At 34.7% G+C, this 13,050-nt stretch carries 12 protein-coding genes; all 12 read left to right on the top strand.

The features are described 5' to 3' along the window. The first annotated feature begins 6 nt into the window (after window positions 1–6). Entirely contained in the window at window positions 7–1,599 is a 1,593-nt protein-coding gene (locus RN605_RS01400; RefSeq protein WP_313321623.1) for a type I restriction-modification system subunit M, read from the top strand. Between the two features lies 1 nt (window position 1,600). Continuing rightward, a complete protein-coding gene (locus RN605_RS01405) occupies window positions 1,601–2,824 on the top strand; it encodes a restriction endonuclease subunit S (protein WP_313321624.1) in 1,224 nt (407 codons plus the stop codon). A gap of 12 nt (window positions 2,825–2,836) precedes the next feature. After that, window positions 2,837–3,535, top strand: coding sequence for a hypothetical protein (locus RN605_RS01410; RefSeq protein ID WP_313321625.1), 699 nt, complete (start codon window positions 2,837–2,839; stop codon window positions 3,533–3,535). 20 nt (window positions 3,536–3,555) lie between these two features. After that, complete coding sequence (locus tag RN605_RS01415) at window positions 3,556–6,393, top strand: type I restriction endonuclease subunit R (RefSeq protein ID WP_313321626.1); 2,838 nt, start codon at window positions 3,556–3,558, stop codon at window positions 6,391–6,393. A gap of 31 nt (window positions 6,394–6,424) precedes the next feature. Further along, window positions 6,425–6,622, top strand: a complete 198-nt coding sequence (locus RN605_RS01420; protein WP_313321627.1) for a YqaE/Pmp3 family membrane protein — start codon at window positions 6,425–6,427, stop codon at window positions 6,620–6,622. An 18-nt stretch (window positions 6,623–6,640) separates the two neighbouring features. After that, window positions 6,641–7,012 (top strand): hypothetical protein, encoded by a 372-nt coding sequence (locus tag RN605_RS01425; protein WP_313321628.1) that lies wholly within the window; start codon window positions 6,641–6,643, stop codon window positions 7,010–7,012. Between the two features lie 349 nt (window positions 7,013–7,361). Then, a complete protein-coding gene (locus RN605_RS01430) occupies window positions 7,362–7,802 on the top strand; it encodes a hypothetical protein (RefSeq protein ID WP_313321629.1) in 441 nt (146 codons plus the stop codon). A 220-nt stretch (window positions 7,803–8,022) separates the two neighbouring features. Then, window positions 8,023–8,391 (top strand): hypothetical protein, encoded by a 369-nt coding sequence (locus tag RN605_RS01435; protein WP_313321630.1) that lies wholly within the window; start codon window positions 8,023–8,025, stop codon window positions 8,389–8,391. A 138-nt stretch (window positions 8,392–8,529) separates the two neighbouring features. Continuing rightward, window positions 8,530–9,384 (top strand): DUF3347 domain-containing protein, encoded by an 855-nt coding sequence (locus RN605_RS01440; protein WP_313321631.1) that lies wholly within the window; start codon window positions 8,530–8,532, stop codon window positions 9,382–9,384. Window positions 9,385–9,386: 2 nt separating this feature from the next. Beyond that, window positions 9,387–9,947: a helix-turn-helix domain-containing protein gene (locus tag RN605_RS01445; RefSeq protein WP_313321632.1), complete on the top strand. Its 561-nt coding sequence runs from the start codon at window positions 9,387–9,389 to the stop codon at window positions 9,945–9,947. A gap of 88 nt (window positions 9,948–10,035) precedes the next feature. Further along, entirely contained in the window at window positions 10,036–10,749 is a 714-nt protein-coding gene (locus RN605_RS01450) for a heavy-metal-associated domain-containing protein (protein ID WP_313321633.1), read from the top strand. Window positions 10,750–10,760: 11 nt separating this feature from the next. Next, window positions 10,761–12,977: a multicopper oxidase family protein gene (locus tag RN605_RS01455; protein ID WP_313321634.1), complete on the top strand. Its 2,217-nt coding sequence runs from the start codon at window positions 10,761–10,763 to the stop codon at window positions 12,975–12,977. Window positions 12,978–13,050 lie beyond the last annotated feature (73 nt).

Below are 13,050 nucleotides of genomic sequence, written 5' to 3' on the forward strand. Positions count from 1 at the left end.
CATTCAATGTCAGACGAACAAAAGAAACTTCTAGAATCCCAATTATGGGCTATTGCAAATATTTTAAGAGGTAAAATTTCAGCCAATCAATTCCAAGATTACATACTAGGATTTATTTTTTACAAATACCTTTCTGAAAAACTCGAGAAAAAAGCAAACGAGTTTTTAAAAACTGATGGCATTCTTTTCAATGAAATTGATGAAAACAGCACAGAAGGTAAAGCAATTTTAGAAGCGCTAAAAGAAGCAACAGTTGACGCATTAGGTTATTTCTTAAAACCATCTGAGTTATTCACAAACCTTGCTAAAAAAGGAAATGCTAAGGTTATCAATCAAGACGATGAAGAACAAATTCAAAGCACTTTCATTTTAGAAGATTTAGCAAATGTGCTAAACTCTATCGAAAAAAGTACTATGGGTTCTGAAAGTCAAGACGACTTTGATAACTTATTCTACGATATTGATTTAAACTCCACTAAAATAGGTAGAACTACCAAAGATAGAAACGATGTTATCGTTAAAATCTTAACTGCATTAGATGAAATTGATTTCGATTTAGACAATACCGATGGCGATGTTTTGGGTGACGCTTACGAATATTTAATTGGGCAGTTTGCAGCAGGAGCTGGACAAAAAGCAGGAGAGTTTTATACACCTCAACAAGTTTCTACTATCTTGGCTAGAATTGTTACTACTCGCAAAAGCAAACTAAAATCGGTTTATGACCCAACGTGTGGTAGTGGTTCGCTGTTACTTCGTGTTGCTCGTGAAGTGGAAGAAGTAGGTCATTTTTATGGACAAGAACAAAACCGTACGACCTACAACTTAGCGCGAATGAATATGATTTTGCATGATGTTAATTATCATAAATTCGATATTAAAAACGAAGACACACTCGAAAAACCGCAACACTTAGATTTTAAGTTTGAGGCTATTGTAGCCAATCCACCATTTTCTGCTAAATGGTCGGCAAATCCATTATTTTCTAATGATGATAGATTTTCACAATACGGAAGACTAGCACCAAGCACAAAAGCCGATTTTGCTTTCATTCAACACATGGTGCATCAGTTAGACGATAACGGTATTATGGCGTGTATTGCTCCTCATGGGGTTTTGTTCCGTGGAGCTGCAGAAGGACACATTCGTCAATTCTTAATCGAAGACCGAAATTACATTGATGCAATCATTGGTTTACCTTCTAACTTGTTTTACGGTACTAGTATACCAACGTGTATTTTAGTTTTAAAGAAGTGTAAAGAAACGCCAGAAAACATTTTATTTATTGATGCCAGTAACGATTTCGAAAAAGTAAAAAATCAAAATGTATTAAGAGAACAAGACATTGATAAGATTATTAAAACCTATCAAAACAGGGAAGTAATTGATAAATACTCCAACATTGCAACTTTAGAAGAAATAAAAGCAAACGATTATAATTTAAATATCCCTCGTTATGTAAACACTTTTGAAGAAGCTCTTGAAATCGATATTGATGCTATTGCAGATAAATTGCAAGCTGTAGATAATAAAATGGCAACAGTTGACACTACTATTGCCTCTTTTTGTAGTGAGTTAAATATTAAAACACCTTTTTAGTATGGAAATATTACAACCAGTATTAAGATTTCCAGGCTTTGAAGATAAATGGTCAAATAAAAATCTAGGAAGTATATTTACCATTACATCTGCTTCACGAGTTCATAAAAACGAGTGGACAGAAAGCGGTGTTAGATTTTTTCGATCAAGTGACGTAGTATCACATTTTAAGGGTAACGATAATACTAAAGCTTATATTTCATTTGAATTGTATGAGTCTCTTTCTAGTAAGATTGGTCGTGTTAAAAAAGGCGATATTCTAATTACTGGTGGTGGTTCCATTGGAATTCCTTATTTAATAAGTGACAATGAACCTTTATATTTCAAGGATGCCGACTTGTTGTGGATAAAAAACGTTGATAAAATTAATGGATATTTTTTATACTCATTCTTTCTCACTGAATCATTTACAAATTATTTAAAAAGTATTTCTCATATTGGAACAATTGCTCATTATACTGTAATACAAGCTAAAAACACACCATTTAATTTCCCTTCTCTTGAAGAACAAACCAAAATAGCAAATTTCCTTTCCTCAGTAGATGAAAAACTAAACCTTTTAAAAGAAAAAAAAGAACTTTTAGAAGAGTACAAAAAAGGTATCATGCAAAAAATCTTCAACCAAGAACTTAGGTTTAAAGATGATAATGGTAGTGATTTTGAGGATTGGAAGTTAAAAAGGTTAAAAGACTTTATGGTTGAGAGAAATGTACAATTACCAAAAAATGATAAATATCCATTAATGTCTTTTGTAGCCAATAAAGGTGTAACAGAAAAAGGAGATAGATATAATAGAGAGTTTTTAGTTAATGATGAAGAAAATAAAAAATATAAACAAACCGAATATGGTGATTTTATATATAGTTCCAATAATTTAGAAACAGGTTCAATAGGATTAAATAATTATGGTTCTGCATCTATATCACCAGTTTACAGCATCTTTAAAATTAATGAATTGTGTGATTATAAATTTATAAGCAATTTTTTTAGTCGTAAAGAATTTATAAGTAAGATGACTAAATTTAGGCAAGGTGTTATGTATGGTCAATGGAGAATCCACGAAAAGGATTTTTTACAAATTGAGGAAAATTTTCCTTGTCTGAAAGAACAAACCAAAATCGCCAATTTCCTTTCAGCCATTGATGAAAAAATAGAATTAGTATTCAATCAAATAGAAGACACACAAGAATATAAAAAAGGCTTGTTACAACAAATGTTTGTTTAAAAAAGTAGTACTATGGCAATATATGGTTATTCGGAACGGGGTATTATCAATTCTTTGGTGTTTTCGATTGGAGATGACAACGCGTTAATGGGTTCGTTTATAAAATCGTTGGGCATCCCAATGCGATTGGGAACGCCAAGAGAGTATACGGTTTTACTGGAACATTCTTTTTTTGAGTTGGGTGTTTCGGATTTAATTATCATTATCAGTTATGACGATTCTGCGGAAGATAAAGTATTGTTTATAGAAGGCAAGGCAAAAAATTCGGGTTCGACTAATTGGCCCATAGTTTATTATCAAGACCGATTTGACAAGAATAAAGAGCATCATGGTTTTACATCGAATTTGTTTTTTCAACTGCATTTGAAGAAACTTCTTTTTGACCGGCGTGAAGTTATTATGGAAACGGGTGAAATCATAGAACCCCGTTTTAATAAAAAACGAAAAACAGCGAGAAACCCGATTGTAACGAGAGCTTTTGAGCATATTGCAAAATGCAGACCTTTTTATGTTGGGATAGTACCGCTAACAGACAGAGAAATAGCCGAATTTAATTCGACCGTTGTTTATACCAATTATCCTGAGGATTTTGTAAAAATTGGGAAGTATATCCATTTGGTTTCCTGGGAAACTGTTTATGGTTTTTGCATAGCGAAAGGACTTGAAACTGTGAATAGCAATTTTGAATATAACAGAGAGCTATTTTTTTGATAACCTATAACTTTTTTTAAATGACCTCACAATCCGAATTAATATTAGAACAAAACCTAATCAATCAGTTAGCTGCTAATGGATATGACTTTGTTACGATTAAAGACGAAGGCGATTTGTTGGTTAATTTGAAAAAGCAGTTAGAGAAGCACAACAACAAAACTTTTTCTGATAGTGATTTCAAGCAAATTTTAAACCACCTTTCAAAGTCGAATAACATCTTTGAAAAAGCACTATTACTTCGTGATAAATTTGCCTTCAAAAATGATAATAATGAGTTAGTATATGTTGAGTTCATCAATATGGATTTTTGGTGTCAAAACGAATACCAAGTAACTAATCAAATAACAGTTGAAGGTTCCTATAAAAACCGTTACGATGTAACTATATTAATCAATGGTTTACCATTAGTTCAAATTGAATTAAAGAAAACCGGCATAGAATTAAAAGAAGCCTACAATCAAATCAACCGCTATCAAAAACATTCCTTTTCTTCCAATACAGGCTTATTCAATTTCATTCAATTATTTGTTATTAGTAACGGAGTAAACACAAAATACTTCAGCAATTTTGGAAACAAAAAACCAGACTTCAAGCAAACATTCTATTGGACAGACGACAACAACAAACGCATTTCTAAATTAGAAGATTTCGCAAACACATTCCTGGAGAAATGTCATTTATCAAAAATGATAACAAAGTATATTGTGCTACACGATACTACTAAGCAGTTAATGGTCTTACGTCCATATCAGTTTTTTGCCGTAGAACGTATTATTGAAAAAGTGAAGAACACCAACAAAAACGGCTACATTTGGCATACCACAGGTTCGGGTAAAACCCTAACATCCTTTAAAGCCAGTCAAATCCTTTCACAGTTACCCAAAGTAGATAAAGTAGTGTTTTGTGTTGACCGTCAAGATTTAGATTACCAAACCGCAAAAGAGTTCAACGCCTTCAAACCCGATTGCATTGATCCAACCAACAATACGAAAAACTTAGTAGCACAGTTCAATGACAACAACAACAAACTGATTGTAACGACCATCCAAAAATTGTATAATGCAGTAACGCGAGACCATCATTTAAAAACGATGGACAACTTAAAAGACAAGAAAATTGTTTTCATATTTGATGAATGTCACCGAAGCCAGTTTGGAGATACACACAAACGCATTACGCAATATTTCACCAACTACCAATTATTTGGATTTACAGGAACACCTATATTTGCCGAGAATGCCCAATCAAAAACCAAAGAAAATCAAACAACAGCAAGTTTGTTTGGTGAAAAATTGCACCAATATGTCATTACCGATGCCATAAAAGATGAAAATGTATTGCGTTTTTCAGTAGAATATGTGGGTAAATACAAAGAAAAAGAAAACTCACAGAATGAAGTAGACATAGAAGTAGAGGCTATTGATACTAAAGAGTTGCTTGAAAGCCAAGAGCGATTAGAGAAAATTTCAAATTATATAATACAACAACACAGCATAAAAACCCAAAATAAAACCTTTACAGCCATGTTTTGCGTGAGTAGTGTTGAGGTATTGATTAAATATTATGACTTACTACAAAAACTAAAAGACGAAGGAAAACATGATTTAAAAGTAGCAACCATATTCAGTTATGGCGCTAATGATGACATGATTACTGATGTTGAAAATTATGATAGTGCCGATTTTAATGAAGTAGCCGAAGACGAAGAAGTATATACAGCAGTTCATAAACGCGACAAGCTAGAAAGCTACATTCAGCATTACAATCAAATGTTTGGCATGAACTATTCTACTAAAGATACCCAAATATTTTATAATTACTATAAAGATATTGCCAAGCGAGTTCGTGCCAAAGAAGTAGACTTGTTGTTAGTGGTCAATATGTTCTTAACAGGTTTTGATAGTCCTAGTTTAAATACGTTGTTTGTTGATAAAAATTTGCGTTATCATGGATTAATCCAAGCTTACTCAAGAACCAATAGGATATTAGGCGAAAAAAAATCACAAGGAAATATCATAGTGTTTCGTAATTTAAAGAAGGCAACAGATGATGCTATAGCATTATTTTCAAATAAGGATGCCAAGGAAATTATTATCATGCAACCCTATGACAAGTATGTAAAAGATATTGATGAAGCTTATGAGAAATTAATCAGCATCACACCAACTTTTGAATCTGTAGATGATTTATACAGTGAAGAAGAAGAACTAGAATTTGTAAAAGCATTTAGAGAACTTATTCGACTAAAAAATATTATTTCATCCTTTGTCGACTTTAGTTTTGAGGATATAAAACTTGACGAACAAGAATTCGAAAACTATAAATCAAAATACCTCGACCTATCGGATAAAAGCACCAAAGAAAAAACTTCAATACTAAATGAAGTCGATTTTGAGTTAGAATTAATTCATAGAGATGATATTACGGTTACCTATATACTAGGCTTATTGGCTAAGTTAAAAGCAACCACAGCAGAAGAAAAAGAGCGTAAACAAAAAGAAATATTAGACTTAGTAGCAGGAGAAGCGAAACTTAGAAGTAAACGAGAATTAATAGAGCAGTTTATTATTGAAAACCTACCATTAATAGATACTGAAAACATTGAGGAAGAATACACCCAATTCATGAAAGAACAACAAGACAAAGCTTTCCTCAAGTTTGCCGAAGAAGAAAAACTAAACAAAGAAAAATTACAAAAACTTACCGAAGATTACCTCTTCAATCAAAGAACCCCAACTAAGCAAGAAGTAATCGCAGTCATGGAAGAACAACCATCTATTTTGCAGCGCGCTACAGTAGGTGAGACTATACTAAGAAAGTTTATGAATTTTATCAGTACTTTTTTTAATGACTAGGTTTTGGAAATAATAATATTGATATAATAAAATGAGATACGTCATAGCATTTTTCTTTCCTTGGCTATCCTTACTACTACAAGGCAAAATACTATCAGGAATACTGTGCCTGTTACTCCAAATAACAATAATAGGTTGGGTACCTGCATGCATTTGGGCATTTACCTCCCTAAACAGGATGTACGCTGACAGACGTACCAACAAAATCATTAAAGCAATGAGAAAGTAATTAAAAAAACCATAAACTATGAAATGGGAAGAAGCATTAAAGTTAATCGTAGCCAATATTAAAGTAGGCATTAAATTAGACGACAATTTTAAATACAAAAATGTAGAACAAACACCACCCTACAAGTGTTTCAAATTTGATTATAATGGCGAGGAAGGATTTTTAATAAAGGTATCAAAAGTCCAATCTATCGAAATTCCAATATCCATGTTAAAAAACCTTTATCTATCCGCACAAGCCAATGATAATTGTTACGACAGAAGTATCTTTATTTCAAAATATCCCCATCAAACCATACAGCAAATAGGTCACATACACATTATTGGTAAAATGTTTGTTCACGCAGGTGTAGCCGCTCAAGATTCAAATTGGAAATATATACTACTATAAACAATAAGCACCTTATTAAAATTTTCCCAAAATAAAGCAACCAATCAAAATAGTTCTTATATTAGCTGTGTTTACAGACACAATTTTCATAAAGAGGAGAAAGCGAGCACATCTACAGCTCGCTTTTTTTATTGTATAAATTCAAAAACCATAAAAAATGGGCAAACCTTAACCAACTTATCCATTAATTACTTACATTCGTATTGTCCTTCTTGTCGGACATTCATGAAAAACTGAAAAAGCGAGTGTATTTTACTACTCGCTTTTTCTATACAATAAGAATTACAGTAACGGGAAGAGGAATCGTCATGCACAACAAACAAAAGGTATAATTAAACAAAAAATCAAAATGAAATACAGAGAGCAACTACTATACTACATTATAGAATTAGGAGACGAAGAAGCACTCAGCGCTTGGATAGAAGAACAACCGCTCCTGGAACAACCTGATATTTTTAGAGAGTTGCAGGAATTGGCAGCAGAAATTGGAGGAGAAAACGAAGAACTTGAAATGCTATCAGAAGAGTTTAGCGGCCTTGTTGACCAATATGAAGACATTATTTTAGACGAGAAACTGGCAGAGGCCAACTACATCATGGCAATGGAAGCTCAAGAAAAAGCAGCCCAAGAAGTTGAAGAAACCAAAAAAGGAATACGAAGCTATATTATAGAGTGTATAGTTACGAACCAACGCAATGCCCAAGAAATGAAACAGCTGGCACAACAAGTAATGGACTTAGAAAAAAGTACTGGCGAATTTAATGAAGATAATTGGGCACCAATACTATAACAAACAGGTGAAAAAGCGGTTTGTTTACTAATTATCCAAGCAATTGTTGATATAATCATAGGAACGCTCTGAGCGGTAGGTATATTAAATAGAAAAAGCGAGCACTAAACGGCTCGCTTTTTTTGTTTTGTTATAGCAAGAGGTTTTTTTCAACCCAATCAGAATTTTAAAGAAACGTTAAGAAATAAAAGAAACCCATAAAAAAATGTAAATTTGTGTTGTGAAATTGAAGTTCCACTATGTCATTACACTTTTAATCCTTGGCTTGTTCTTTATGCCAACGGAGGTAACCGCTTGTGGAACCAAAACAGCAAAAGCCTGTTGCCAAAAAGAGGTAACCTCTAAGGAAACTAAAAAAGACTGTTGTTCATCCAACGCTAAGGATAAAAAGCACAAAGGATGTCAAGGCAAATGCGGGCATACCAATTGCACGTCATCTTCAGCGCAATATAGTTTTCTGTCAAACGTTGCAATAGAGTTACAACCACAGTTGCTTTATTTTTCATTCGAAAAGCCAAATCTTTATTACGAAGAAACATTCCGTTCTTCCAACTTCTCATCCATTTGGCAACCGCCAAAAATAGGTTAAAACACCCATTAAGACAGCCATAAGTGTGTCTTTTTGCGAAAGTAGTACTGCTTTCACATTCCTTATTATTTAAAAAAATCATAACTTTAATAGCTGAAAAAGAGCCTCGTTTCTTTTTCAAAATAAAACATACGAAACATGAAAACAATTTCTCAAATAGCGATAACGCTTATCTTTACGTTATCTTTAACAGCATGCGATGCACAAATAAAAAACGCTAAAACCGAAACAGTAACCATCTATGGCAACTGTGGGATGTGTGAAAAAACAATTGAAAAAGCAGGTAACAAAAAAGGGGTTGCCACAGTAGATTGGAACAAAGACACTAAAGTAGCTTCATTGACCTATGACGAAAAACAAACCAGCAAAGACGAAATACTAAAACGCATTGCCTTGTCAGGATACGACAGCGATAGCTTTTTAGCACCAGACGAAGCCTATAATGATTTGCCAGGTTGTTGCCAATACGACCGCAAAGCTAAAACTCCAGTAAAGAAAGAAGCTGTAGCCGAAACGATGAATCATCATCATGAAGAAGCAGCAACCGTTGATGTGCAAAAAGCAGCACCACTTGCGGCAGTGTTTGACAAGTATTTTGCCGTAAAAGATGCTTTGGTAAAAACCGATGGAGCAGGAGCATCCGTGAGCGCAACTGCCTTGGTTCAGGAAATAAATAAGATAGACATGAAATCGCTCGACATGAATGTACACACCGTTTGGATGAAAGTACTTGGCGAACTGAAAGAAGACGCAGAACACATTTCGGAAACCAAAGATGCGGCGCATCAAAGAGATCATTTTGATAGTTTGTCTAAAAACATCTACAGCTTAATCAAAGTGTCAAAAGTGGAAACACCAGTGTATTATCAGTTTTGTCCAATGGCAAACGATGGTAAAGGCGCCAACTGGTTGAGCAAAGAAAACGCGGTTAAAAATCCGTATTATGGTTCAATGATGTTGAGTTGTGGTAAAACCGTAGAAACAATAAAATAAGCATGAAGCTCTACATCAAAAACATGGTGTGCAGCCGTTGTAAAATGGTAGTGAAGTCGGAGTTAGAAAAACTCGGGCTTCATCCTACCATGATTGAGTTAGGTGAAATTGAAATAACCGAAAAGGATATAACGCCACAAAAAGAAGCATTAGCTGCTGCGTTGCAATCCTTAGGTTTTGAACTGATAGACGATAAGAAAAGTAAAACCATCGAAAAAATAAAAAACCTTATCGTTGACTTGGTGCACAACAAAGACAATGAAATAAAAGTAAACCTTTCCGATTATATCACCAATCACATCAATCAGGATTACAACAGCTTGAGCAATCTTTTTTCGGAGGTTGAAGGAACTACTATTGAGAAATATTACATCCAGCAACGCGTAGAAAAAATCAAAGAGCTCATCATGTATGATGAACTATCACTTAGCGAAATAGCGTTTCAGTTAAACTACAGCAGTATTGCCCATTTGAGCAACCAGTTTAAAAAAGTAACCGGCTTTTCGCCCAGTTATTTCAAGAGCTTGAAAGACAAAAAAAGAAAGCAGATAGAAGATTTGTAAAATTTGCAAATCACAACCAAAATTGTGTAATAGTCTCAATATTAGGAGCTAGTAACTTTGCGGAGTATTAATTTTAAAAACAAATAAAATGACACATTCGTATACAGTTACCGGAATGACTTGCTCAAGTTGCGAAGCAAAAGTTAAAAATGCACTTTTCAGTGTAGAAGGCGTTACACAAGTATTGGTTTCAAAAGATGAAAACCTTGCCACCATTACTATGGAAAAACACATTGCATTATCAAAATTTCAAGAGGTTTTAGAATCCCGATATACCATTCAGGCAAAAGAACACAACGAAATGAAGATGCAAACACAATCCTGGTTTACTACCTATAAACCCATACTGCTGATTTTTGGTTTTATACTAAGTGTAACACTTGTTATTCAATCAAAAAATGAACAGTTCAACGGGATGGAAGCCATGGCACATTTTATGGCAGGATTCTTTTTAGTGTTTTCGTTCTTCAAAATGCTGAATCTAAAAGGGTTTGCCGAGAGCTACGTTATGTATGATGTGCTGGCTAAGCAAGTACCATCTTGGGCCTATTTGTATGCATTTATAGAACTGGCGCTAGGGTTTGCCTTCCTTTCGGGGTTTAATCCAGTACTAACCAATGCAGTTACCTTTGTAGTGATGAGTATCAGTATTATTGGGGTATTGCAATCGGTTTTAAATAAAAAGAAAATACAATGTGCTTGTTTAGGAGCAGTTTTTAATCTCCCGATGAGTACAGTAACCATAATTGAAGACGGATTAATGATTGCCATGAGCGCCGTCATGCTGCTTCATTATATATAAAACTAAAAACAATGAAAATACAATCCTATATACTAATACTACTATTTTCCATATCGAGTGTTGCCCAAAAAACGGTGCGCTATGATTTGCACCTGCGCGATACGATAGTTAACTTTTCGGGTAAAGAAAAAAGAGCCATAGCCGCCAACGGACAAATACCTATGCCTACTTTAACCTTTACCGAAGGCGATATAGCCGAAATACATGTGTACAATCATTTAAAAGAAAGTACGTCGTTGCACTGGCATGGATTGTTTTTACCCAATAAAGAAGATGGTGTTCCTTTTTTAACCCAGATGCCTATTGAACCCGGAGCAGAATTCGTGTATCGTTTCCCTATCATTCAATCGGGTACCCATTGGTATCATAGTCACAGTGGTATGCAGGAGCAAATAGGGATGTATGGTTCATTAGTGCTAAAGAAAAAAGCTGACGACCCAACCTTCAGAAAAGGCATTGACGACCTGCCGGAAGTACCCGTCATGCTGAGTGAATGGACAGATTATAATCCCGATAATGTGCATCGAATGCTTCACAACGCTACCGATTGGTTTGCCATCAAAAAAGGAACCACGCAAAGCTATGCCGAAGCCATCAGAGCAGGACATTTTAAAACCAAGCTTACTAACGAATGGAAACGAATGTTGGCAATGGATGTAAGCGATGTGTATTATGATAAGTTTTTAATCAATGGGCAAAATGAAAGCCAGCTTTCTCAATTCAAAGCAGGCGATAAAGTAAGATTGCGAATTTCTAATGGTGGTGCATCCTCTTATTTTTGGTTAAAATATGCCGGCGGAAAAATGACTGTTGTTGCCAATGACGGTAATGATGTTGAACCGGTTGAGGTTGATCGATTAATCATTGGTGTTTCAGAAACCTATGATGTTATTGTGACAATTCCTGCCGAAAATACTTCCTACGAGTTTCTGGCAACTCCCGAAGACCGAACAAAATCGGCTTCGCTATACATTGGTAGTGGTATCAAGCAATTGATAATGCCGATGCCTAAGCTAAAGTATTTTGAAGGCATGAAAATGATGAACGACATGATGAACATGGATGGAAGCATGAACGATATGGGGATGAACATGAGTTTGCAACAAATGGATATGAATACCGTGATGTATCCTGAAATTACTGGAAGTAATAAAAAGAAAGAGCAAGCAGCAATGGACCATTCAGCGCATACAAACCGCACCATGCCTACAGATATTGTTACGCTAAACTATGCCATGCTCAAATCGCCAACCAAGACCACCTTATCTCCTGATGCACCAATAAGAGAACTGCGATTTGAACTAACAGGAAACATGAACCGCTATGTTTGGAGCATGGATAACAAAGTGCTTTCAGAATCCGATAAGATATTAATCAAAAAAGGCGAGGTATTGCGCATTACCTTATACAATAATTCGATGATGCGTCATCCTATGCACTTGCACGGTCATGATTTTAGAGTGCTGAACGGTCAAGGCGATTATGCACCATTAAAAAATGTGTTAGACATCATGCCAATGGAAACGGATGTCATCGAATTTGAAGCCAATACTGATGGCGATTGGTTTTTTCATTGTCATATTCTATACCATATGATGGCAGGAATGAATAGAGTTTTTAGTTATGAAAATTCAGCTCCAAATCCTTATTTGCCTAATAAAGCAGCAGCTTATAAAAAACTTCAAGCCGAGAGCAATACATTTCATTTCATGGTTGAAAATGATTTTGCTACCAATGGAAATGATGGTGAAATGATGCTTCAAAATACTCGTTGGAAAATAGCCACCGAATGGCGTTTAGGTTATAGCGACCATCATGGTTATGAGTCTGAAACACATATTGGTAGATACATTGGAAGAAACCAATGGTTCATGCCTTTTGTTGGGTTTGATGCACGCTACCGAAAATTGGATGATATGGAAGTAGAGAAAAATCTCTTCGGACAAAAAGGCACTAAAGACAAACGTATTCAAACCAGTATAGGTTTTGTATATACATTACCCTTGTTGGTTAATTTTCAAGCCGAAGCCTATCACGATGGCAATGTAAGACTTCAATTGATGCGTGAAGATATTCCGGTTTCAAAAAGACTCCGAATGGCTTTTATGGTCAACACCGATAAAGAATACATGGCAGGATTCAAATACATCGCTGGCAAAAACATAGGCATAACAACACATTATGATAGTGATATGGGAATTGGTTTTGGAGTTAGTGTGAACTACTAATAGTTTAAGTAGCACTATATAATATGTTATTTTCTAAATTACTTACAAATAAACAATTATATTTGCGGCCAAT

This window comes from Flavobacterium sp. PMTSA4 (assembly GCF_032098525.1).
Taxonomy (GTDB): Bacteria; Bacteroidota; Bacteroidia; order Flavobacteriales; family Flavobacteriaceae; genus Flavobacterium; species Flavobacterium capsici.